General features: G+C 38.5%; 25 protein-coding genes and 1 riboswitch. Of the genes, 15 read left to right on the top strand and 10 right to left on the bottom strand.

The features are described 5' to 3' along the window. Positions 1-59: 59 nt before the first annotated feature. Positions 60-278 carry a hypothetical protein gene (locus LUA90_RS14200; protein ID WP_231491322.1) on the bottom strand — a complete coding sequence of 73 codons (219 nt, stop codon included), beginning with the start codon at positions 276-278 and terminating at the stop codon, positions 60-62. Positions 279-675: 397 nt separating this feature from the next. Between LUA90_RS14200 and LUA90_RS14205 the strand changes: the two genes are divergently transcribed. The 5 genes from LUA90_RS14205 (at position 676) to LUA90_RS14225 (ending at position 6,172) form a co-directional block, all read left to right on the top strand. Further along, a complete protein-coding gene (locus tag LUA90_RS14205; RefSeq protein WP_231491323.1) occupies positions 676-2,130 on the top strand; it encodes a recombinase family protein in 1,455 nt (484 codons plus the stop codon). A gap of 17 nt (positions 2,131-2,147) precedes the next feature. Continuing rightward, positions 2,148-2,351 (top strand): hypothetical protein, encoded by a 204-nt coding sequence (locus tag LUA90_RS14210; protein WP_231491324.1) that lies wholly within the window; start codon positions 2,148-2,150, stop codon positions 2,349-2,351. Positions 2,352-2,891: 540 nt separating this feature from the next. Then, positions 2,892-4,088, top strand: a complete 1,197-nt coding sequence (locus LUA90_RS14215; protein WP_055910867.1) for a sulfite oxidase — start codon at positions 2,892-2,894, stop codon at positions 4,086-4,088. Positions 4,089-4,180: 92 nt separating this feature from the next. Then, positions 4,181-4,777 (top strand): DUF305 domain-containing protein, encoded by a 597-nt coding sequence (locus tag LUA90_RS14220; protein ID WP_082458795.1) that lies wholly within the window; start codon positions 4,181-4,183, stop codon positions 4,775-4,777. Positions 4,778-4,780: 3 nt separating this feature from the next. Continuing rightward, positions 4,781-6,172, top strand: coding sequence for a beta-propeller fold lactonase family protein (locus LUA90_RS14225; protein ID WP_231491325.1), 1,392 nt, complete (start codon positions 4,781-4,783; stop codon positions 6,170-6,172). Positions 6,173-6,178: 6 nt separating this feature from the next. Here the strand turns inward: LUA90_RS14225 and LUA90_RS14230 are convergent, their stop codons facing one another. The 5 genes from LUA90_RS14230 to LUA90_RS14250 form a co-directional block, all read right to left on the bottom strand. Continuing rightward, positions 6,179-7,165: a YeiH family protein gene (locus tag LUA90_RS14230; RefSeq protein WP_231491326.1), complete on the bottom strand. Its 987-nt coding sequence runs from the start codon at positions 7,163-7,165 to the stop codon at positions 6,179-6,181. A gap of 117 nt (positions 7,166-7,282) precedes the next feature. Continuing rightward, positions 7,283-8,032: a substrate-binding domain-containing protein gene (locus LUA90_RS14235; RefSeq protein WP_008245473.1), complete on the bottom strand. Its 750-nt coding sequence runs from the start codon at positions 8,030-8,032 to the stop codon at positions 7,283-7,285. A gap of 11 nt (positions 8,033-8,043) precedes the next feature. Continuing rightward, positions 8,044-8,964, bottom strand: coding sequence for a substrate-binding domain-containing protein (locus LUA90_RS14240; protein ID WP_056870676.1), 921 nt, complete (start codon positions 8,962-8,964; stop codon positions 8,044-8,046). A 19-nt stretch (positions 8,965-8,983) separates the two neighbouring features. Beyond that, positions 8,984-9,439: a DsrE family protein gene (locus LUA90_RS14245; protein WP_008245470.1), complete on the bottom strand. Its 456-nt coding sequence runs from the start codon at positions 9,437-9,439 to the stop codon at positions 8,984-8,986. A 19-nt stretch (positions 9,440-9,458) separates the two neighbouring features. Continuing rightward, entirely contained in the window at positions 9,459-10,544 is a 1,086-nt protein-coding gene (locus LUA90_RS14250; protein ID WP_082491480.1) for a c-type cytochrome, read from the bottom strand. 144 nt (positions 10,545-10,688) lie between these two features. Here LUA90_RS14250 and LUA90_RS14255 point away from each other — a divergent pair, with 144 nt between their 5' ends. Genes LUA90_RS14255 through LUA90_RS14265 form a run of 3 tightly spaced genes read left to right on the top strand, consistent with a single transcriptional unit; the run spans position 10,689 to position 12,517 of the window. Further along, positions 10,689-11,588 carry a LysR family transcriptional regulator gene (locus LUA90_RS14255; protein WP_056095397.1) on the top strand — a complete coding sequence of 300 codons (900 nt, stop codon included), beginning with the start codon at positions 10,689-10,691 and terminating at the stop codon, positions 11,586-11,588. Further along, complete coding sequence (locus LUA90_RS14260) at positions 11,581-12,087, top strand: hypothetical protein (protein WP_056095394.1); 507 nt, start codon at positions 11,581-11,583, stop codon at positions 12,085-12,087. The genes LUA90_RS14255 and LUA90_RS14260 overlap by 8 nt, the downstream gene beginning before the upstream one ends. A 40-nt stretch (positions 12,088-12,127) precedes the next feature. Continuing rightward, positions 12,128-12,517, top strand: a complete 390-nt coding sequence (locus tag LUA90_RS14265; RefSeq protein WP_008245456.1) for a YidH family protein — start codon at positions 12,128-12,130, stop codon at positions 12,515-12,517. 160 nt (positions 12,518-12,677) lie between these two features. Here the strand turns inward: LUA90_RS14265 and LUA90_RS14270 are convergent, their stop codons facing one another. The 4 genes from LUA90_RS14270 to LUA90_RS14285 are packed head-to-tail and all read right to left on the bottom strand — an operon-like array spanning position 12,678 to position 16,300. Further along, positions 12,678-13,970, bottom strand: a complete 1,293-nt coding sequence (locus LUA90_RS14270; RefSeq protein ID WP_008245455.1) for a voltage-gated chloride channel family protein — start codon at positions 13,968-13,970, stop codon at positions 12,678-12,680. 18 nt (positions 13,971-13,988) lie between these two features. Further along, the gene (eno, locus tag LUA90_RS14275) at positions 13,989-15,269 is read right to left on the bottom strand and encodes a phosphopyruvate hydratase (RefSeq protein ID WP_008245454.1); all 1,281 of its coding nucleotides are present in this window, start codon (positions 15,267-15,269) and stop codon (positions 13,989-13,991) included. A gap of 58 nt (positions 15,270-15,327) precedes the next feature. Beyond that, positions 15,328-15,741, bottom strand: a complete 414-nt coding sequence (locus LUA90_RS14280) for an EamA family transporter (protein ID WP_008245453.1) — start codon at positions 15,739-15,741, stop codon at positions 15,328-15,330. Positions 15,742-15,745: 4 nt separating this feature from the next. Further along, complete coding sequence (locus LUA90_RS14285; protein ID WP_124910972.1) at positions 15,746-16,300, bottom strand: hypothetical protein; 555 nt, start codon at positions 16,298-16,300, stop codon at positions 15,746-15,748. Between the two features lie 42 nt (positions 16,301-16,342). After that, a riboswitch (Fluoride riboswitch) is annotated at positions 16,343-16,411 on the bottom strand. A gap of 329 nt (positions 16,412-16,740) precedes the next feature. Between LUA90_RS14285 and LUA90_RS14290 the strand changes: the two genes are divergently transcribed. The 7 genes from LUA90_RS14290 (at position 16,741) to LUA90_RS14320 (ending at position 22,167) form a co-directional block, all read left to right on the top strand. Then, on the top strand, positions 16,741-16,977 hold the full coding sequence (locus tag LUA90_RS14290) for a four-helix bundle copper-binding protein (protein WP_231459955.1): 237 nt from the start codon (positions 16,741-16,743) through the stop codon (positions 16,975-16,977). A gap of 1,456 nt (positions 16,978-18,433) precedes the next feature. Continuing rightward, on the top strand, positions 18,434-18,718 hold the full coding sequence (locus LUA90_RS14295; protein ID WP_231491327.1) for a helix-turn-helix domain-containing protein: 285 nt from the start codon (positions 18,434-18,436) through the stop codon (positions 18,716-18,718). A gap of 1 nt (position 18,719) precedes the next feature. After that, positions 18,720-19,592, top strand: a complete 873-nt coding sequence (locus tag LUA90_RS14300) for a reverse transcriptase family protein (protein WP_231491328.1) — start codon at positions 18,720-18,722, stop codon at positions 19,590-19,592. A gap of 55 nt (positions 19,593-19,647) precedes the next feature. After that, positions 19,648-19,932 carry a hypothetical protein gene (locus LUA90_RS14305; protein WP_231491329.1) on the top strand — a complete coding sequence of 95 codons (285 nt, stop codon included), beginning with the start codon at positions 19,648-19,650 and terminating at the stop codon, positions 19,930-19,932. Positions 19,933-19,950: 18 nt separating this feature from the next. Then, positions 19,951-20,253, top strand: a complete 303-nt coding sequence (locus LUA90_RS14310; protein WP_231491330.1) for a hypothetical protein — start codon at positions 19,951-19,953, stop codon at positions 20,251-20,253. Between the two features lie 465 nt (positions 20,254-20,718). After that, on the top strand, positions 20,719-21,387 hold the full coding sequence (locus LUA90_RS14315; protein ID WP_231491331.1) for a hypothetical protein: 669 nt from the start codon (positions 20,719-20,721) through the stop codon (positions 21,385-21,387). Positions 21,388-21,393: 6 nt separating this feature from the next. Next, on the top strand, positions 21,394-22,167 hold the full coding sequence (locus LUA90_RS14320; RefSeq protein WP_231491332.1) for a Swt1 family HEPN domain-containing protein: 774 nt from the start codon (positions 21,394-21,396) through the stop codon (positions 22,165-22,167). Positions 22,168-22,551: the final 384 nt, after the last annotated feature.

Consider the following 22,551-nt stretch of genomic DNA (forward strand, 5'->3'; position numbering starts at 1 on the left):
TAGAATATCGGATTAGTTATCTTTATTTGGACAAAAAAGTGGCTCCCATCTCCTGGATCCTATTCAATTTTGAATCTGTAAGGGTAGTTATATTCAAGTCTTGTTAAAATATTGACTAATCCTCCATGAAAACCTTGGGGTAACTCTCCATCTTTCTGAAGGTTATAGGTAGAAATAGTAAGTGTGAAACCATTCATGGCAATATCTATCTTCGCTGGGTCTTGCTTTTTGTGGATGTTTCCATGCTTGAAAAGGTTTTTCGCTAGGGTAAGTAACATCAATGGTATGAGTCTGTATTCTCGGGCAGCTTTAGAGTGAGTGAATTCTACTAAAACCCTCTCCTTAAATCTTAATTTATAAATCCTGATAAGGGATTCTAATTGCAATATTTCCTCAATACGAAATGGCTGTTGATTGATGTGACTTGAATTAACCGCAAATCGGATTAGTCCAGAAAGATCAATTACCGCCCGAGCTGCACTAGCTGGGCATTTCGGCAAAAATGGCCAGCCGTTCCGCGTTCAAACTGTCACCCCATTTCGCTTTAAATTCACTACTGAATTGGTTGGTCAAAGCTACCGAAATCTCTAGATATAGCCTATAGTTCAAAATTTTCAAAAAATGAATATTCTTGGCTTTTGATCGTTAAATACACATACATAAATCTTGAATGTTATGAAATCAGCTTATCTATATGTTCGTGTAAGTACTGACGAACAAAAAAGAAGAGGCTACTCACTCCCAGAACAGGAAGATCGATTGATAAAATACTGCGAATCGAACAACATCTATGTAAAGGGAATCTGTAGGGAGGACTACTCTGCAAAAGACTTCAATAGACCAGAATGGAAAAAGCTAGTTTCCGAATTGAGAAAAGGCAGGGGAAAAGAAGAAAATAATATCATTTTCATCAAATGGGATAGGTTCAGCCGTAATATCCAGTATGCCTACGAGATGCTGGGCATTCTCAGAAAGCTCAATGTGTCGGCAATGGCCATAGATCAGCAAATAGACCTATCCGTTCCAGAGAGTTCTGTAATGTTGGCCATCTACCTCTCAGTCCCAGAGGCGGAAAACACGAGACGTGCGATGAATACCTTAAATGGTATTAGAAAGGCTAAGGAAATGGGCAGGTATCCTAATAAAGCTCCCGTGGGATATGTGAACATGTCATCATTGGACGGTCGTAAGATTATAGTTCCCAAACAGCCGGAAGATAGCATCATACGATGGGTTTTTAAGCAACTCGCAAAAAATATCTATAAAATAGGTTATTTAAGTGAAATGGCACTGAACAAAGGCTTGAGAAGTACGACTTCAAATTTTTCCAAACTTATCCGTAACCCAGTTTATTGTGGCCTGATTCCGCTTAAGCTAGGAAATGGGGAGATTGTTATGATAAAAGGAATACATGAGCCACTGATACCCGAAGCCCTTTTTTACGAGGTGCAGGATGTCATCAATACCAAAAGAAAGGTTAGTACGATAAGGACCGATTTCAGATCCACTTTTTTTCTTACGGGTTTTCTGATCTGTCCGCTATGCGGCAAGAGGCTTACGGGAAGTTTTTCCCAAGGCAATACTCGAAAATATGCCTATTATCATTGCCGCCAAGGGTGTAGGGCAAGGGTAAGGGCGGATAAGCTAAATGACAGCTATAGGAACCAGCTCCAGAAATTACAGTTATCGGAAATGGTAGGTGATCTATTCGTCGCTATTCTTGCAGACTGGAATGTTGATACGCAAAAGACAGGATTTCTTTACGAAAGACAAGCACTTCGGCGTCAGTTAGTCGAGCAGGAGACAATGCTATCCAGAGCGAGGAAACTGTTTGTAGAGAACATATTGAAATACGACGACTATAGCGAAATGAAAAATGAATTTCGAAGGATTACTGGGGTTATAAAGAAAGAGCTGTCTGACGTTGCCATCAAACTAAAGACAATCGAAGAGCAACGGCGGCTTGGCTTCCGGACTTCGATAGATGTATTTCGGGGCTTTGATAATCTCGATACAGCGGATAAAAAGCAATTGGTCAGCTTATTTCCTCCAGTTGGAATAGACTTGAATAAAAGCGAGGTGTCTTTAGGCCATGATGTTGCGCTTTCGAAGGTAGTGGTTTATAAATAGCATAATGGGGAAATCAGATGGATTTTATAGACAGAAAGGTTTCGGGAAGTAATGCCATTGCGTTGCTTGCCAAAAATGGAATAGAGGTTGATGATGAAGAGGCTGCGGTAATACTGAGTTTTTTATACCTCATTGCCAAGATCCATAACAGAAAATTGGTACTGGAGGATGTTGAGATCGGTAAGGAAAAGTCGAACACGTCAAATAGTTACCTGGCGTAGCCTTAATACGTTTTTTTAGGCCCAAATTTGTTTTGGTATAGGTTAGCTGGTTGGAAAATGTCGAACCGGTAATGGGAGGGGTACAACTAATTGTTGTATAGTGGTTTATGGGTATAAAAAAAGGAAACAACGTAGATATGCTGTTTCCTTAAGGTAGTCAATCCGCGGAAGTTCGAACTTTTATGAGCATTGCGAAGCGATAGTTGATTTTGAGAATTTGTTAAACAATAAGGTGGAAGGGCAGTATCGTAAAAAGAAATTACTATAAGTTTTACCAAGGAATTTATCATTTTGAAATCTATTCCAATAGCCTCTTCAATGAATTGTTTCGCCCATTTTTGTATTATCAAGAAATGACCGTTTTTTGATAGAAATTGAGATGAGTATTTGATAAACAGGTGTAGAATTATTATGTCTTTTCTAGCAGGCCAGCGATGAAGTAAAGTCTACACTTGTTTCCTTTCAACCATCAAGAAAATGGAAGAATACAAGTTATCCTAGGAATTTTTGGCTATATTGTAATCACCTACATTTATTGAGATGAAAAACGACAAAACACCACAGAACTACACGTTAAACAGACGTAATTTTGTTGCTGGAATTATCCCGGTGATAGCTGGCGCTACAATACCATCCTGGGCTTCGGCGAAGGAGATTCAACAAACCAGTGAAGACAATGAATTTCCAGGACTTATTACGCGAGAGAAAAAGCCATTAAATATGGAGTTTCCATTTCCTACGTTAAAAAACAGGATTACTCCAAATAACCAGTTCTTCATCAGGAGTCATTTTAACATCCCCAATATTGATGCTGCAAATTGGGAATTAGAGATTGGCGGCAACACCAATCAGGTCATAAAGATCAATCTGAGCGAACTTAAAAAGCTTCCTGCAAAAAAGGTAATGGCTACTATAGAATGTGCCGGAAACGGACGTGCTAACCTCGCCCCAAAAGTGAAGGGTTTAGGATGGGAACAAGGTGGGATCAGCAATGCTGAATGGACAGGAGTACCTTTATCCGTTTTGTTAAAAAAGGCTGGGATAAAGGTGGGTACGGTAGACATTATTTTGGAAGGGAATGATGAGGGGATGATTACAGAAGAGCCGAAATCACCAGGAAAAATCAAATTCGCCCGGAGCATTCCGTTAAAAACAGCAATGCAGGATCACATCATCATCGCCTATGAAATGAATGGAAAACCATTGAGTGCTGAACATGGTTTCCCGGCAAGGGCAATTATTCCAGGATGGTATGGTATGGCATCTGTAAAATGGCTGATGAAAATTACTGCATCTGAAAAGCCGTTTGATGGCTATTGGCAGACGATTGAATATGCTTACTGGAAGCGTGTTGAAGGACTACCTACCTTGACGCCCGTAACCACTACATTGGTTAAGTCTGAAATATCAAGGCCGGTATTGTTTGAAGCGGTGCCGGCTGGAAAACCTTATCAAGTAAGGGGTGCAGGATGGTCAGGTGATAGTAACCTATCGAAAGTAGAAATAAGCACGGATAAAGGAAATTCATGGCAACCAGCAAAATTAATTGGTCCTGCTATCCCTTTCGCCTGGCAGCTATTTGAATTTGAATGGGTGGTTCCTGCTAAGACTGGAAGATATAGTTTAATGGCTAGAGCGACAGATCAAAATGGCAAAACGCAACCCATGGAGCATGATTTAGACAGAAGAACTTACATGGTTAATTTTATCTCGCCAATTGATGTAGATGTAATATAGCTCAATAAGAACAAATTTCAGGATCTTGCGGTTATCGCAGAAGGCTTGTCTGGCATAAACAGTTTATCACATTTAATACTCTACATCAAACCATGATCAGATTCACGTCTATACTTTTACTATTTGCTAGTTTCTCTGCACGAGCACAACATGAACACATGCAAATGGCAACTAAAAAAAATGTCTTCCTTGGGCAAATGGCCCATATGATGATGAAGATGGATGAAATATCAGCTACCACATCTGCAGACAGAGATTTCATACAAATGATGATCCCACATCACCAGGGTGCTATTGATATGGCAGAAGAAGAGATTAAGACCGGAAAAAATAAAGAAATGATTCAGCTAGCTAAAAGTATCAAAGCTGAGCAACAAACCCAGATTCAGCAAATGCAACTCCTGCTCAGCCATCCTGAAGGATTTATCGCTACAGGCAACCAACATCAAAACGCCAACCAGAAGATGATGAAAGTGATGATGGAACAAATGCCTGAAGAAAAACAATTGTCGGATACTGATCTGTCCTTTGCAAGGATAATGCTTCCTCACCATCAGGCTGCCATCGACATGGCTAAAGTTGAGTTGCGGTATGGAAAAAATAAAAATGTAAAAAGACTGGCCGAGAATATTATCTCAGATGAACAGATAGAAATCCAACAAATGAAGACATTTACAAACTCCCATTAACATATGAAAAAGATATCCTTGTTTACGCTATTTATATCCAGTTTTGCCCTACAATCAAAAGCACAATCAATCTATGCCCAAGACAGGGTTTATACAGGCAATCAGATATCTAATACGGTTTCTGTCTTAGATCCCTCAACACAAACGCTATTAGGAAATATTGTTCTTGGTAAACCCCAACCTGATATCTTAAGTCCTCTATATAAGGGACAGGCCCTGGTTCATGGCCTGGGTTATTCCCCTAAAAGGCAATTACTAGCAGCGGTTTCCATTGGATCAAATTCAGTAACCTTTATTTCAACAGCAAAAAATAAAGTTTTAAAAACTGTTTATATCGGACGTTCACCGCATGAGGCAACCTTTAACCCTTCAGGATCACAGGCATGGATATCGGTAAGAGGAGAATCGTATATCAGCGTAATTGATGCAAATAAACTGATTGAAATCAAGCAAATTCCAGTAGCCGACGGCCCGGGAATGGTTGCTTTTACTCCAGATGGAAAATGGGCTTATATTTGTTCCAGCTTTACTGCAGAAGTGGATGTAGTGAATGCAACTTCTTATGCTATTGTAAAGCGTATTCCAGTAGTTAGTCCATTTTCTCCAAATATATTCTGTAGTCCTGATGGGAAATGGATTGCATTGACACATAAGGATGTAGGGAAGATCACTGTCATCAGCACGGAGACAAATACGATACATACAGTACTAAATACAGGTCCAATTACCAACCATGTCACTTTTACTTTAGTTAATGATTCACCTGTGATGCTGGCAACCATTGGCGGAGAAAACAGCTTAAAAGTATTTAGTGTTTCACAAGATTTCAAGCTTACTGATAGCGTTGCGACAGGATCATTGCCACATGGCGTCTGGACTTCGGCAGATGGTAAATTTGCATATGTCGGATTAGAAAATGATGACCAGGTACAAGTGGTTGATCTGGTAAAAATGGCCGTTGTAAAAACCATTGCTATTGGACAATGTCCGCAAGCATTGTTGTACGCCGCTAATGCCAGCCCTGCAAATGCCTCAAAAGAAAATTTAACCCCGCTTAATCTTGCAGACAAAAGTCAGGTGATTAAATTGATGAATAAGGATAATTCAATGTCATCAGGCATGCTAAACGTAAGAAGCGTAGGCTTGACTGATCTTGTCCAACAGGACTTTAAAAAACTCGAGCCAAATACTTCGTATACTTTAGCGTTAACCAACTCCTCAAATGATACGTTTAACGCAGATTATGTCATCAATTCTTTTAAGACCGATGAAAAAGGAGCTTTTAGCGGTCAATCCTCGGGGATAATTAAGAGTGTAGGAACAGGTAGCGCCGATTATAAACATGTGGTTCTTATTGATGATCTTTCAAAAAAGCTGGTGATGATCAGTAACTAATGTATTTTAAACCAAAGATATAACTGCCCATAATGCAGCACTTGAAATTACTATCCATAAAATTACGCCTTGTAACAGTGGCATTATCCCCACTGCTTTCAAGATAGTAAATGAGAGTCCGCTTCCTATCAGGAACAAGGTTAAAGTTAAGCCTGCTTTTGCTAATGCTACAAAGTAGGGCGCAAAAGGCTTAATAAAAGGTAAGTAGGTGCTGGCGATCATTGCCAGGATAAATAGCCCTATAAAATAGGGTATACTAACTTTGCTATTGTTGCTTTTGAACAGGAAAGATGTACCAAACGCTACGGGAACAATCCATAGTGCTCTGGCTAACTTAACAGTTGTGGCTATCTGTAGTGCTTGTTCACCATATTTACTGGCTGCCCCAACAACAGAACTGGTATCGTGAATAGCAATGGCACACCACATACCAAATTGTGACTGTGACAAGTTAAGCGCATGTCCGATAGCGGGGAAAAGAAATAAGGCCACCGAGTTGAGTATAAAAACAGTACCCATTGCAACGGAGATCTGTTTTTCTTCTGCGTTCATTACAGGCGACAATGCAGCAATAGCACTTCCACCACAGATCGCCGTTCCAGCTGATATCAAAAAAGATGTTTTACGTTCTATTTTAAATACTTTTCCCAGGATAAAACCAATGATAAGCACTCCGAAAATAGAAACTACGGTAAACAGTACGCCTTCTTTTCCTGCTTTCATTGCACTGAATACATTCATTCCAAATCCTAGCCCGACAACAGAAATTTTTAGCAGCAGGTTTGTGGCCTTGTGATTTAAATGCAGATAGGGATGTTCCATTAGTTGCGCCAATACTAATCCTAGCAATAAGGCTAAAGGAGGCGACATAAATGGAAAGAGGCACAGCAAAACTGCCAGGATGAAGATAATTTTACGGGTGTTTAAATTTAAGTTTAGCAGGTTACCCGCCTTTATTTTAGAAGAATTTGAATTGTCTTTGATTTGTGTCATAATTTTGATTGTCTTTATTTTCTAATTCAAAGATCCATAACTAATAAACCCCGATCAAATCATTAAAACTTATCTTCCATAACTTCATGTTATAGAAGATAAGTTTTTAGACATTATTTATTCCCAACCCCATTTTTTGAAAATGAGATGTCCTTTATCGGATTGCATAAACTTGATAAAATCCTCAGTTTCCGACTTATGCGTACCAGTGCTACCCCTCACTACAGGTGTACCTCTATAGACTGTTTGTGTAACAGGAATCCTAACCATTGAGGTGAGGTCTGGTAAACGGTTATGCCAGGAGCCAAATGTTATCCAGGCATCATATTGAGGATCATTTTTCCATGCAGCAATACCCAATGCCGAATTTGCAAATGTACCTGCTATACGCTGCTGTATGTTTGCAATCAGATCTTGTCGACCTGCCAAATCTTCCCAAAGCCCCATTTGCCCAGCCCCATTCACATCAAGAATTTTCACACCTGGTTTACAGAGATCGCCCAGATTTTTGATGTTTTTAGGATTGCCGGGCCGTACCAGGATCGCTGCCGCACGTTTATATAACTCTGTCCGAGAGTTCGCCACTATCATGTTTGGGTGGTCAGACATGAATTTTGAAAGCATGTATTCTGCTCCTCCAAAGAACAGATCTGCATGTTTCATTGCATCCGGCATCCATTCATTATCTGGCCCGGCAGTGACTTTAATTACGATATCATGCTGCTTTCCAAAAACCTTCGCACATTCATTGATCGGTCCGAGCGGCCCACCGGGACCATAGACATATAAAGTATCGTTTGGGATTTGTGCATTCCCAATGGTCACTACAGCAACGACTGACAATATGGTTAAAAATATATTTTTCATTGTGTTTATGTTTAAGGTAAATCAAAACCAAACTTTTTGTAGATGGCAGCAGCCTGCGGACTGATCAAAAAATCCATAAAATCTTTTGCAGCGGCCGGATGTGGCGCATCTTTTAACTGTCCCGCTATATATTGCGCATGGATATTCTCTTTTTCAGGAATTTCAATGAGCTCAACAGGATGGCCAATCATTTTCTGATAGTAGGCCTCAGTATACCATACTGGAGCGGCGTCACTTTCGTTGTATAGGATCCTCATTGGTGATTGGCGATGATGGATCATGGTAAGATAAGTAGTCTTATCTTTAACTTTATCTTCCATGATGGTAGATTTTAATGTTTCCCCTCCAGCTTTCACATAGGCTTCTTCAATACGTTTACCGATCCCTTCATTCTCTGGATTGGGCATACTGATCCTCAGCTCTTTATTTGCTAAATCTTTGAGTGACTTCAATGCCTTCGGATTTCCCTTTTGGACCATGATTGCCAACCTGTTTCTAGCATATAAAGTCGTTTTGCTAAACCATTCAGGGGTCATGTCTATCCGGTTCTTACCAGCTGTATAAACATCCGGCTTTAAGGTAATTCTCATGTTGCCCACCACAATGCTACCGGTTTTTATTTGTTGGGCTAAAATGCCTGGGGGAAGCGTTTCGGCAAATACCCGCTGATAATGTGGATATGACTTTTTAAAGGCTGCAATTAATTCGTCAATGCACATAAACTGGTTACCGGCAAAGAAAACCACCAGTTGGGGATCATTAATGTCTCCAAAAAGATCAGGCACATTGTCTACTCCAGGTACTGTGAACTGAACTTTACTTTCAGGTGGAGTATTCCAGGGCGGATCAAAGCGATGATCCTGGGCCTTAACATTTCCACAAAGCAATAAAAATGCAACTGTGGCTAAAAAGGTGTGATTTATATATTTCATGATTTTCTAATTATTTGGTTTAAGGATGTACAACTGCCCATCCCTGATATTGACGGATGATGATTTCACCATTGCCGCTGGGTACATAACTGATAAAATCAAATAAGGTATTTTTTTCGATTTTCCTTTCTCTGACGGTATTTTCACATTGTGCAAGAATTACTCCTCTGGATTGCAGTTCTAACAATGTTTTTTCAAAAGATCCGTTCTTCTGGTAAACAGCTACGCCATCTCCAAAGGCAATAAGTTCTGCATTGATTTTCCCTTTTAACCTGGGATCGTCGAGTGCATTTTTTAGGTTTCGAAGTGTTCCTGCAATCTTTTTCTCATCACCGTTATTGATTACATACAGTGCCTTATAATTTTTCAGGGTGGCTTTTGCCCCTGTAAAATTAGCAGGTGTAGCTTGGGCAAAAGTGGCCGAGGTTGCTGCGATCAGCAAAAATAATGTACAGATTAAGGTTATTTTTTTCATGATTTTAGATTTTGATGATTTATTTAGTTGTTAGTTTTACTTGTTTTTCGGAGGTTACAATTGGTGCAAATGGACCATACTTATGTTGATTTTCAGAAAATTTGTCGGCATATGGTCCGTATGGCGCATCAAAAGGTTTTTTTAACAAATCAGGGTAATCTTTTCCCTGATCTTTATGTGGTCTTGGCTGTGAGTTCACAAAAGCAGCGAGATCCCAGGCCTCCTCATCACTTAACTGCGCATCTCCATATCTGGCACCATATGGCATATTGTTCTTTACGAACCCCGCAAAGTTACTGAGTCTATACATCCCTGCGCCATCATTGTAGCTGTGTTTGCCCCATAATGGCGGATAAACATAAGTTAGTTTGTCTTCATCGAGTATTCCCTCACCATTTGCACCATGACAACTTTGACATTTACTGGTATATAAAATCGCTCCATGTTTGACATTCGCTGCCCTATCCAGGAATTTTAATTTTTCGGTTCCCGTTCCAAACACTTTCTCCCCTTTTTTTACACCTGTTCCAAGCCATTTCATATAAGCCAGCATTGCCTGTATCTCTTTACTAGATTCGTCTGGTACTTTGCCTGCAAGACTTCGATTGAAGCACTCTGCAATACGTGCCGATGCAGGTTCAACCTTTCCTGATCTGCCACTCATTTTAGGAAAACTGGAAATAAAACCAGCATAATTATTTCCGAACAGTTTGGTTCCACCCTCGAGGTGACAATTCTGACAATTCATACCATTTGTAATACGGGCTATGGATCCATTTGGCCCAAAATATTTGCTCGTATGTGCTATTAATTCTTTGCCATACCTGATCATCTGGCCGTACTTGGTGTCCGCCGGAATCGTATTTTCATCAGGCGCTTTCCAGGCATCAGCAGGTACAACCTGGCTTTTGACGTTAACAGCAGCTATACCGGTTTCCACATCCTGTTTGGTTTTTGCTGTCACTACATCTGGCTGCCCATTAAAAAATAAAGTGCAGATGAAAATGGTTCCACAAGCAACAAATAGAAACGCAATGATAGCCGTTGTCCTGGCTGTATATATAAGTGCTTGTCTGATTTCTTTTTCTGTTGATTCCTTATTCATAACCAATATTTTTCTGTTACAAATGTGCATTTATTCTACTCATCAGAAAAAGCATAAAAAGTTATTGATGATAACGTAAGGTTATGATGTCAGTACCCGTTGAAACAAATTGTTTGTATCTTAGGTTATCTACTAAAACCGTGTATGATAGATTTCCGTTTGCAAGTATTTTATGCTGTCGCTAAAAGGCTGAATTTTACAAAGGCCTCGGCAGAGTTATTTATCAGTCAGCCTGCTGTAACCAAACACATTAAAGAATTAGAGCAGGAGTTCAAAATGTCATTATTTGAACGCAGTGGAAACAAAAAAATCAGCCTCACCCCAGCCGGCGAATTATTGTTGCATTACGCAGAACAGATTTTTGGAACTTACCGGGAACTGGAATATGATATGAATCTACTTACTAAACAGCATAAAGGAATATTGAGGATTGGTGCCAGCAGTACTGTGGCACAATATATCATTCCACCTGTATTGGCACAGTTTCACAATAAGTTTAAGGATATACAAATTCAACTGGTTACCGGAAACACAGAAGATGTAGAGCAGCGTTTGATTGCTAAGGAAATAGATTTTGGAATCATTGAAGGCATCTCCCGGAACCCACAGATTAAATACGAACAATATCTAAAAGACGAGCTGGTGCTGGTGTGTTCTGGTCACAATTATGCCATGAAAAAGGAAATGATCAAACCGAATGAGTTGAAGGATTATGATTTATTACTTCGTGAACCTGGTTCTGGTACACTAGATGTTATTGCATATGCTTTAAAAGCACACCAGATAAAGGTGGGGGACTTAAATATAGAAATGCAGTTAGGTAGTACCGAAAGCATTAAATCCTATTTGATTCACAGCAAATGCCTGGCTTTTTTATCTATCCACTCCATATTGAAAGAGCTCAAGAATAATGAATGCCGCATCATAGATATCAAGGATATGGTTATCGAAAGGCCGTTTCATTTCATTCAGCTTCATGGTCAGCAGGACGCTCTGGCGGAACTATTTATGCGCTTCGCTAAAAGCTACAACTATAATGTATAGTGTTACCGAAATTTCGAGGCAATATCAGCCAGCTAAAGTGCTGCTGCTCTTTGTTTCTGAAGCTCCTGGAGGTGACGATAAACATTTTTACCTGGGAAATACTAATCTGTTTCGAACAATTTATCTTGCATTTAGTGAGGTATTTGGCGATTTTAAATCTGTAGAAGATTTTTTGCAGTTCTTTAAAGGCACGGGATGCTTTTTGGAACATCTAACTTGTACACCTATTGATAAATCGTCAGTTAAAATCAGAAAAAACCAGAGGCAGGGGGGAATAGAGCAATTAGCTCATAAAATCAGAACATATCAACCCCGATTAATCATGATCCTAATGAAAAGCATTGAACAAGAGGTTAAAGAATCTATTGACCTATCAGGCTTATCGTTTATCGAAGAAATTGCAGTTACCTGCTATCCTGCCGGCACTGAATCAAACAGGCTTACTTGCATCCGGGATACCAGGGTTATCATCTCCAAACTGGCATCGATATTGACATAACATGCAAATATATTGCTGTAATATACCGATACAGAACAAGATGAAAATTCAAGATCAGGAAAACACCAAACAGCATGCAGGAGACCATTTGGCTAATGAAAGAACATTTTTGGCCTGGATCAGAACCAGTATTGGTATCATGGGATTTGGCTTCGTGGTGATGAAATTCTCGCTATTTATCAAGCAGATCAGTGCCGCACTGGGGAGTAAAGTGCCCCTGCACCAAACCGGAGATTCCCGCATTATCGGGATTTTTCTAGTTGCCCTGGGAGCAATTACTATCATTTGTTCTTACTTAAGATATAATTCAACGAAAGAACAATTGAATCAGGGGGTGTATTACCATTCAACACTTTTTGTTAAAGTTTTAACCGCTTTAGTTTTCATAGCTAGTATACTTTTACTGCTCTACCTTATTAAAACAACATAGGCAGTTAAATCATCTGTACTTGATGCTTTAGAAAAGAGAGGAAGGAAAGCGGTCGATATAGCGTTGTTTTTTGATATAAATTGCTGATTGCATTGGTCAAGGATCTTATAAAAATTTCACCTCTTTATGATAATCCACAGGAACAGGATAAGTCAATATTTTATGTTCCCGTAAATATTTTGGGTACCGCAATACGCTGTGAAGAATATATACCTGAATGGCCACTGAAAAAATAGGCTGTAAAACAGGCTACCGCAAAAAACATGGTGTATTCACTACCAAAAAGTTCTATACCCATAATCGTACAGGCAAGGGGTGTATTCGTTGCACCAGCAAAAACAGCAATAAATCCAAGGGCAGCAAACAAACTAACTGGAGCATTTAATAAGGTCGAAAGTGCATTGCCTAATGTTGCGCCAATATAAAACAAAGGCGTTACCTCACCACCTTTAAATCCAGTTCCTAATGTTAAAGTTGTGTAAATGGTCTTCCATAACCAGCTCCAAGTATCTGCTCCACCAGGCTGAAAAGCAGAGGGAATTGTAACGGCTCCTTGGTATTCGCTATCCACGCCCAAACTTAAGTAATCCGGTTTCCCGATGGCGTAAGTCAAGCCTATAATAATCAGACCACCGATAACAGGAATAAGCCACTGGATCTTACATACTTTAGAAAAAAAGGCCTTGATCTCATGCACCATTACAGCAAACAGGTAGCTGGCCAGACCAAACAATGTGGATGCTAGAATAACCTTACTAAGCAGGAGTAGGTTTACCGGCAGGTATTCAGATAGAAAGTAGGCACTTTTCTCTATGAGATCGATGTGATAAGCGGTATGATGGATGCCCCAGGCAGAGACAGTAAGATCACCAAGCACGCTGGCAATTAATGCGGGAAGTAAAGCCTTGTACTCTATTCTTCCAATGGCCAGAACTTCCATTGCAAATATGGCACCGGTGAGCGGTGTTCCGAACACCGCCCCAAACCCGGCTGCAATTCCCGCGGTAAGGAGCATCTTGGTGTCTACCTCATTTAGCTTAAACCAGCGGCTAAACATTCCTGCGATGCTTCCTCCGATTTGTACCGCGGTTCCCTCTCTTCCAGCCGATCCGCCAAACAAATGGGTAATCACTGTAGTTATTAAGATTACTGGCGCCATCTGCCTGGGCACTCCACCACCCGGCCTATGGATTTCATCCATGATCAGGTTATTTCCTTTTTCTGAGGACCTACCAACTGACTGATAAATCAGGTGGATCACAATACCTGCTAAAGGTAGCAGAAAAATGAGACAGGTATGCTGAAAGCGAAAGTGAATGGCCCAGCCTAGCAGCCAAAGGAACAAGGCAACCATACTTCCTATTGCAATGGCAACAGGAAGTATAAGCAGCGTCCATCGAACCGCATATTTAAAAACCGAAAGGTGTTCAAATAAAAATTTATTATGTTTCATTGTAGGTTAGCGGCTGATTTATAATTTTTTATAAAAAGTATTGATTCCTGCAAATGATGCCCTATCACCAAGTTCTTCTTCTATCCGAAGCAACTGGTTAAATTTAGATACCCTTTCAGAGCGGCAGCCACTTCCTGTTTTGATGTGCCCCGCACCGGTAGCGACAACCAGATCCGCAATTGTCGTGTCTTCAGTTTCACCACTGCGGTGAGAAATAAAGCAATTGTAACCGTTTTTTTGGGCTAGTTCTACGGCCTTTAGCGTTTCGGAAACTGTACCGATCTGGTTCAATTTAATCAGTACGCTGTTTGCAATGCCCTGGTCGATTCCCTGCTGGATAATACTCGGGTTGGTGCAGAATATATCATCTCCAACCAATTCCACTTTGTCTCCCAAAAGGCTGGTCAGCTTTTTCCATCCCTCCCAATCGTTTTCGCCCAACCCGTCTTCCAACAGGATAATTGGGTACTCTTTTAACCATCCTTCCCAAAAGCCAATCATTTCATCTGTTGTGATCCGTTCTTTAGAACTTTTATAAAATTCATATTTTCCATTATTCCACATTTCGCTGGTCGCTGGGTCAAGACAAAGGGAAATATCCTTGCCTGGAGCAAAACCGGCAATATGTATCGCTTCCATGATGATTTGGACGGCTTCCTCATTAGAACTCAGATTTGGCGCAAACCCACCTTCGTCACCAACTCCGGTATAATAGCCTTTCGCTTTTAGCAGACTTCTCAGGGAATGAAAAACAGCTTCGCCCATACGGATACTTTCCTTAAACGAGGGGGCGTTATGAGGGGCAATCATAAATTCCTGAAAATCGATGTTGTTATCAGAATGCCTTCCCCCATTAATGACATTCATGCACGGTACGGGCATTACGTAACCTTCCCTTTCCACTAGCTGCCTATACAAGGGAATCCCTTTTGCAACGGCCGAAGCCCGGGCGAAGGCGATTGAGGCCGCAAGCATCGCATTTGCGCCGAGCCTTGATTTATTCTCGGTTCCATCCAGACCAATTATATGATCATCGAAGGCCTGCTGACCCTCAAAGGATAAGCCGGTGACTGATTTGCCGACTTCGACGTTAATCCCTTTTACTGCTTTTTCCACGCCTTTACCATTATAGCGCTCTGGATCACCATCTCTAAGCTCTACGGCTTCTTTTTCACCCGTACTTGCCCCGGATGGAGAAATACCCCTTGCTGTTGTTCCGTTAAGAGTGACTTCTACTTCTACTGTCGGATTGCCCCTGGAATCCAAAATTTCACGGGCATGAATTTTAGTTAATTTCATAGTTTTTTGTTTTATATTGATTTTTAGTATTTCGGTTGCTTACAAATAATTGAGTTTCTCAAAAGATCAAAACCAGTGTTCCCCCAATGATCAGCAGGGCACCAAAGAATACTTTCAGGGTAAGAGCTTCTTTCAGGAACACCATTGCAAGTATAATAGTTAGGGCAACACTCAACTTATCAACAGGGGCGACCTGGGACACTTTCCCGATCTGCAAAGCCTTGTAGTAGAATATCCAGGACAAGCCGGTGGCAAGGCCAGATAAAAAAAGAAATAGCAGGTTATGCTTTGACAGTTCCGTAATTCCTTTAAGTTCGCCTCTGGCCATTACGATCCCCCAGGCTACAATCAGTATTACCACCGTTCGTATGGCAGTAGCCAAATCAGAATTGACATTGGTTACGCCGACTTTTGCAAAGATGGCCGTAAGGGAAGCAAAGAAAGCTGATAATAGCGCGTAGATCCACCACATAGTTTTATGTTAATTTTCCGTTATTGAATAATTCCAAAGTAAATGAGTACAAGAACCGTTGCTCCGGCAATGATCCGGTAAATGCCGAACCAGCGGAAAGAATGCTTTTGAAGATAGGTGATGAAAGAGCGGATGGCCATCCATACATCCCACCCGCACCTGCTTTACTTAAATGAATGATCGTAGTTAGATTCGGTTCATGGGAAGGGCGTAGACGCTTAACGGTGTTTTTAATCAGTCCTGAAGCAATCTGATCTGCACTAGCAACTAGTAGCGCAATGGTAATAAGAACCTGCCAAATTTTTTTGCAGAAATTCTGGAAGAGGCAATAAATAATGAAGGCATAAAAAGGAAGCCAAAAACGCTTATCACTGGCCCAGTACATGATCGTATCCCAGAATGCATTATGGTGCTGATTTATCCACAAGAACCATTCAGTTTCAACCGGCAGGACCATTGCTAACACTGATCTCACTTTGGCAGACAGACAAAGTAAGACAAGCGCAATTAAGATAGCTGCCAGCAATAAGAGTTGAGAATTTATTTTTAATTTTTTCACCTACAATACTTTGACCGGCAGATTTTATTACCTGCTGGAATTTCTATTGTAGGCGCCATCAGCTTTTGAAAAAAGCGGTTGAATCGGAAGGACACCATTTCCGTATTGCAAATATAATACTAATAAAATGATGTGCAAAATCTTAAAGTAGGTGTTGAGAATTTAATTTATCACTATTCCTCCTTATTTGAATACGAGAACCAGTTTCTTATTCTTCTACCGTTTAAACAAGCATCATATCACGGGATTAAAGCTTTTCTTAAACAAAATGAAACCGCCTGGAAATAACCATGTTATCTATATAGGAATTTTTTTTATAACCCTAAAAAATTAAAGTTATGGGATACCATGAATGGAAAAACTGTATTGATGCATGCTTAAAGTGTGCTTCAATTTGCAATCATTGTGCAAGTTCATGCACTCAGGAAGAAGACGTGAAAATGATGGCGCGGTGTATTGAGCTTGATATGCAATGTGCAGCCATCTGCTACTCTGCCGCTCAATTGATGAGTATGGGTAGCTCTTTTGCTCAAGACATTTGCCGTATTTGCGCAGATATTTGCCAGCAATGCGGAGATGAGTGTAGTAATCATCATACCCAGCATTGTCAGGAATGTGCAGATGCTTGTAAGGCTTGTGCGGAAGAATGCAGAAGAATGACAGGAGTAGCTGCTTAAGATGCCAATCACCGTGAGCATTAATTGATTAAGGGCAGCATTCTAGTTGCCCTTTCATTTTTATAAATAGGCAAATTTATTCCATTCATTTTATTTTCATTATTCCCTACTTTCCTGATAATAGATTGTGACCAAATGCCGATGCCTTTAACCAAAGTAACCGTTCCACATAAGCATTAAATATCTCTTTTTCTTTTTGCTGATTATCATAAACCCATTCCATTATTCAAATCAGAATTTTAGTTTTTGATGATGAGTTTTTGATAATTTGGATTACAAAAAAACGAAGGTATTCGTGTAAGCCATTATAGTTATTCCACTATTTCTTAATAGTGGTTAAACCAACTTTAAATCCTTATCAATAAAATTTTTTATGGGATACAAATGCAGATTGGGGAATTGAAGTCATTATTTAATACTTTGATTTATGTTACTGTTTAGAATCAATTCCTTTGCGAAACTTAGTAAAATAAGTTTCCAGACTCATTGGCTCCCTACCTGTAATATGTTCAACGGGCTGTGCTTATCGGAGAAACTTCTCCTGCAGCGATGGCCAGGTAAGATCCTATCCAAGTTTCCACCTCCCATGCGGGAGCACCAAGTTCATTACGCCATCGCGTTCTTTATATACCTTAACTCCTGAAATCTAAGCTTCATTTCTAAGACTTAAAGATAAATCTAAAAAGCCTATTTTGACATTACCTAGAATTACAACGCCTTGATGGGATTTAGGCGAAAACCTTCGGACTTCCAAGGCATGTAGTAAACAAATTTTATTGCTCTGTTAAAATATTTTTTATTAAATATTTTGTACTGTCAGGAATATTATTTACTTTTGTATCATAGTTCTTTGAAACGCTTTTAAAGCTAATGTAATTTATTCAAATCGTAAAGTGTAGCAATACACAACCTTTTAAGGTAGTTAGGTGATCATGACTTTTCACAACCTCAACAGAACACGAATCAGCCCCAGGCTGTAACGAGTGACTTGACAAGTGAATGTTCAAACTTATTCCAATCAATACAATGTAGTAGTACTGGGTATAATCAAATCATCACTGTTTTCTTTTTTTTGGGAAGCAGGATTCCGTAGGGGTGCAGCAGTGAACAACGTTTATGAATTTAATTACAGCATGATTGTAGAAGAGGGAAGGCAATTTCGCCCCAATTAAATTCAAAACAGTTATGCAAAACCATAGCAATAAAAGCACCGATGACTTAATACAAGGTATTAAGGACATCCTTTCAAAAAGCCGTTGTTCATTCTCAAGTGAAGAACAAGTACTCCTAGAAGGCTGTATAGAAAAGTTAAAAGCTTTAAAGTCGGAACCTAACGTTCAGAACAAAGCAAAAGATTTTATATCGATACTAGGAATGATCTCAAGAGTATTTACTATTGTTGATCATTTTAAGGACTTATTTTAATTTGACACTCCTACTTTAATCTATTTTTACCATGGATATAGGAAAAACAATAAAAGAAACTAGGATAAGCAAAGGCTTTAAACAAAATGATTTTGCTCAAAAATGTGATCTCACTCAAGCTTATTTATCTAAAATAGAAAGTAATCAAAAAGAACCGGCCCTTTCTGTACTAAAGACAATTGCTCAAAATTTAGGTGTACCATTACCAGTTTTGTTTTTTTTGTCTTTAACTACTGATGATATTGATCCAAAAAAACAGGATTCTTTTGATATGCTTTTACCATCTATTAAAGGCTTAATTAGTAACTTTTTTTAAGATGGCCCTGGATGTCATTAAGCTTTGTAAAATCTTATGTGTTTCTCCTGCTAATCTCGATCTAGTATTAAAAGAGATAGATAAATATTACTATTTAATAAGTAATCCTAAAATCAATAAGAAAACCGGGTTACAGTTTATAGACAAATTAGGAAAACCTAGGACTAGAGATCTTTACCCAAGTAAAGGAATATTAAAAGACATACAAGTAAAGCTATACCATAGAATTTTAAAGCCTATAAAATTACCATCTTATGCCTTTGGTGGAATTGAAAAAAGAGATAATATATTAAATGCAAAAACCCACCAGGGAAACAAATTCTTCTTTAATACTGATCTTAGAAACTATTATCCCTCAATTGATCATAAGCAGGTTTTTTCAATGCTGGTTAGCAGGGGATTTACAACTTCGATTGCAAGTACAATAACAAAGCTTACAACATTTAAAGGACAACTTCCGCAAGGAACATCAACTTCACCCTATATAGCTAATCTGGTATTTGTAAATACCGGCAATCAATTAAAAAAATTAGCTGATAAATACAACTTAACTTTTACAACTTTTGTTGATGATATAACATTATCATCTAAGACTGATTTTCAAGAGATAGTTCCAGAGATAATTGAGATTATAACATCTAATGGCTTTTTAATAAGCCACGATAAAACATTTTATCAAACTTCTATGCCTAAAGTTACTAATGTAATAGTAATGAACAACGGGATATATTTAAGCAAAACGTATAAAGAAAAGATTGATGGATTTGAGGATAAAACAATCCCTACTGCTAAAGGAACTATTAATTATTACAAAAGAGTTCAAAAAATCAGCAATACGAAATCTTCTCAAATCAAAAAAAAGCTACTAGGGTAGCTTCCAGATCATCAAAATTAACTTGTAAATTTTTATAATCTTAAAACCAAATAGTATGAATGAAAACCGATTTGAAGAAGAGGACTTAAATGACTTCTTGATTGAACTAGTTCAATTAAATTGCCTGGATAATCCTGCTCTAGGAATAACTAAGCTTGTAATATCAAAAGGATATAAGGAGTTATCGCCAAAGCAACAGTATGTATTTAAGGAAGGTATTGATTACCATTATACAGACAAATGTGTAAGATGTGATAATGATATTCCCTGGTCTGAAATGTCAGCTGCAGAAGATCATGAAATGTGCAGCTGGTGCGCTAAACTAAGTGAAAACGATTAATTAATTAATACCTTAAGAATGAATAATACAGAAGTATTTGAAGAGGCAAAAAAACGTATAGATATAGCTTGTGAGGCAAAAGATTTCAATCTATTAGACTTATCTGATTTAGGATTTGAAAAAGAAGATATCAAAGACGGCCGGTTAATACATTACTTATTTAGTCTTGACGTAGACACTGAAAATAAGATAGAAATAGATTTCAGATGTTATGATCAATCTGGCCCTTTTCAAAATGCTTCAGATATGAATAAATTTGTAGTACAATTAAAAGGTAAAGATAAGATTATAGAAAGTTATCAAAATTCATATGAAGACTAGACTTTTTTCGTAAATCCAGAATCAGTCGAAGGTGATAAGCCACTAGTGAGGGCGGGATTTTCTTTAAGTTCAATGACCCTTAAATTAATCCCTCCATCTAGCCATGGCGCCACATGAGCAGACGACCATATCATACTGGCCATTGCTAGTTAGTAAATTTCCACATTTAAATATACAGCCTGATTTAATTTTAATCAGGCTTATCGACTAAGATATCTTAGCGATAGTAAAAAAGTGAGGGGGCGAATGAAAATACGCACTGCATTGTAGCAAGAACAGTTCTAGAAATTCGCTATTGCGTCTATTTAATTTATTATTCATATTATGTGATCTAATTTTCTAAAGTACAAATGTCTTAAAATCTGCAGCTAAAAGAAAAGATCGCACGTCCAGTTATTACTGACCTAATGATTACAATAAAAGAAGATATTAATGTAATTCATTAACTTACACCATAAAAAATATATGAGCTGTTATATCTGTGGGCAACCTGCAACATCACAAGAACACGCACCTGCTAGATGCTTTTTTCCTAAAGGCGAAGTAAAAGGCAAATTGACTAAGGTTGACTCTTGCACTGAACACAACGAGGAAACTTCTAAAGATGATGAATATGTGAGAAATATTATTGCAATGACAATTGGTAATAATGGAATTGCACTATCTCATTTCCTACAAAGTTGTTTAAAGTCATTTATAAAAAGCCCAAAACTTTTATCTGTTACTACTAAAGTTAGAAAGCAAGTTTACGTTCAGGAAAAAGATCAAAAGGAAATTAAACCAACATACGCATTCCAAATTGACAGACAAAGAATTGACTTAGTGATGCGAAAAATTGCCTATGCAACATATTTTAAAAAATATGGCACCAGTTGGAATAGAGAGTTGGCTATTGGAACAGAATACCTTCTCAACAAAGAAATGACACCAGATGACTTTGGCTTACTTATTAAAAGCGCCAAATCCGAATTAGAATCACCGACATTTGAAGGAACAAATCAGGAAGTTTTTAAATTTTCATTTCAGCAAGCAGAATCAGACGATACAAACGATCAAGTTTTGATAATGAAATTTTATGAAGGTTTTGAAGTTTGGGTTTTTGCACAAGCTGACACCACTGGACCTAAATTATAAAATAGTATGGACGATTATCAAGCACAAATTGAAAGACTTAAAAACTTAATGACAAGTGCCGCAACAGACTTAGCTATTGACGAACAAAATGAAAGTGAATACAAGCAATTAAGACAATCATTACTTCGACAAGATAAATTCAAAAAATTAGCTCCAAGATTTATAACAACTTGCGGAACGCTCAAAGAATTTAAAAGAGACATGCAAACCGTTTCGCAACAATATGCAGGAAGGAGGACCCATATTGCAAATGCTTTTTATGCCCTTATTAACTCGCTATATGGAACTGAAACAATGGCGGACGCAATTGCAGATATTGTTCAACAGGTAGACTTTGGCCAACTAAACCTTTTACCTCAAGACATTCAAGATAAGGGTCGAGAAATGTCTGATGTATATTTATACTTATACTGCATTGAAAACTCATTACGAATTTTTATTGGTGAAATAATGAAAAAAGAAACTGTTACAGTTCCAACAAAGGTTCAAGAAACAATCAATAAAATGAAACAAAGTGAACAGGAAAGTAAATACCTGCCTGTTCGAGGTGAAAGTGATTTGTTTTATTGTGACTTTATTCAACTTGGGAAAATAATCATTGCAAACTGGAATATTTTCGGTAAATATTTTCCGAATAAGAATGAACACTGGTTGAATGTAATGATTGACGAACTCTATAAAATTAGGTGTTTGGTGGCACATAATAGTTTTGTAGGCGAACACGAAAGACAAAGCCTTAAGGTATATTACAAGAATATAACATTGCAACTAAAACTATAACAAAAAGAAATTGACTTTAAATGGATTGATATAAAAGAAACGCCAAAGGACTTTATAAATGAACGTTTACTAAAAGATTGAGTATATAATTGTTATTTCCATGCAGGATTGTTCTTCCAGTCAGCAGGAAAGCCCATATCAGCTACATCGATTCCTGGATATAAATTTATAAGTGCTTCTACTTTTAAGATTAAAGTATGTTGTGGATTTATTGCACTAAGTAATCTGGCTATAACTGATATAATACCATATACTGTTGTAAGCTCCCCTGTTTTTCAGACCATTCAAAAGTATAATTTTGTCCTCAAATTTCCTGCAATAAATCTACAGGAGATTTGAAGTTTAATGCCTGGTGTGGTCGATGGTAATTGTAGTCCACCATCC

The organism is Pedobacter sp. Leaf170, assembly GCF_920984665.1.
GTDB lineage: Bacteria > Bacteroidota > Bacteroidia > Sphingobacteriales > Sphingobacteriaceae > Pedobacter.

Coding starts and splice junctions, on each gene's coding strand:
- LUA90_RS14200 (WP_231491322.1), bottom strand. CDS start 278: ATGTTACTTACCCTAGCGAAAAACCTTTTCAAGCATGGAAACATCCAC.
- LUA90_RS14205 (WP_231491323.1), top strand. CDS start 676: ATGAAATCAGCTTATCTATATGTTCGTGTAAGTACTGACGAACAAAAA.
- LUA90_RS14210 (WP_231491324.1), top strand. CDS start 2,148: ATGGATTTTATAGACAGAAAGGTTTCGGGAAGTAATGCCATTGCGTTG.
- LUA90_RS14215 (WP_055910867.1), top strand. CDS start 2,892: ATGAAAAACGACAAAACACCACAGAACTACACGTTAAACAGACGTAAT.
- LUA90_RS14220 (WP_082458795.1), top strand. CDS start 4,181: ATGATCAGATTCACGTCTATACTTTTACTATTTGCTAGTTTCTCTGCA.
- LUA90_RS14225 (WP_231491325.1), top strand. CDS start 4,781: ATGAAAAAGATATCCTTGTTTACGCTATTTATATCCAGTTTTGCCCTA.
- LUA90_RS14230 (WP_231491326.1), bottom strand. CDS start 7,165: ATGACACAAATCAAAGACAATTCAAATTCTTCTAAAATAAAGGCGGGT.
- LUA90_RS14235 (WP_008245473.1), bottom strand. CDS start 8,032: ATGAAAAATATATTTTTAACCATATTGTCAGTCGTTGCTGTAGTGACC.
- LUA90_RS14240 (WP_056870676.1), bottom strand. CDS start 8,964: ATGAAATATATAAATCACACCTTTTTAGCCACAGTTGCATTTTTATTG.
- LUA90_RS14245 (WP_008245470.1), bottom strand. CDS start 9,439: ATGAAAAAAATAACCTTAATCTGTACATTATTTTTGCTGATCGCAGCA.
- LUA90_RS14250 (WP_082491480.1), bottom strand. CDS start 10,544: ATGAATAAGGAATCAACAGAAAAAGAAATCAGACAAGCACTTATATAT.
- LUA90_RS14255 (WP_056095397.1), top strand. CDS start 10,689: ATGATAGATTTCCGTTTGCAAGTATTTTATGCTGTCGCTAAAAGGCTG.
- LUA90_RS14260 (WP_056095394.1), top strand. CDS start 11,581: ATGTATAGTGTTACCGAAATTTCGAGGCAATATCAGCCAGCTAAAGTG.
- LUA90_RS14265 (WP_008245456.1), top strand. CDS start 12,128: ATGAAAATTCAAGATCAGGAAAACACCAAACAGCATGCAGGAGACCAT.
- LUA90_RS14270 (WP_008245455.1), bottom strand. CDS start 13,970: ATGAAACATAATAAATTTTTATTTGAACACCTTTCGGTTTTTAAATAT.
- eno (WP_008245454.1), bottom strand. CDS start 15,269: ATGAAATTAACTAAAATTCATGCCCGTGAAATTTTGGATTCCAGGGGC.
- LUA90_RS14280 (WP_008245453.1), bottom strand. CDS start 15,741: ATGTGGTGGATCTACGCGCTATTATCAGCTTTCTTTGCTTCCCTTACG.
- LUA90_RS14290 (WP_231459955.1), top strand. CDS start 16,741: ATGATGGCGCGGTGTATTGAGCTTGATATGCAATGTGCAGCCATCTGC.
- LUA90_RS14295 (WP_231491327.1), top strand. CDS start 18,434: ATGGATATAGGAAAAACAATAAAAGAAACTAGGATAAGCAAAGGCTTT.
- LUA90_RS14300 (WP_231491328.1), top strand. CDS start 18,720: ATGGCCCTGGATGTCATTAAGCTTTGTAAAATCTTATGTGTTTCTCCT.
- LUA90_RS14305 (WP_231491329.1), top strand. CDS start 19,648: ATGAATGAAAACCGATTTGAAGAAGAGGACTTAAATGACTTCTTGATT.
- LUA90_RS14310 (WP_231491330.1), top strand. CDS start 19,951: ATGAATAATACAGAAGTATTTGAAGAGGCAAAAAAACGTATAGATATA.
- LUA90_RS14315 (WP_231491331.1), top strand. CDS start 20,719: ATGAGCTGTTATATCTGTGGGCAACCTGCAACATCACAAGAACACGCA.
- LUA90_RS14320 (WP_231491332.1), top strand. CDS start 21,394: ATGGACGATTATCAAGCACAAATTGAAAGACTTAAAAACTTAATGACA.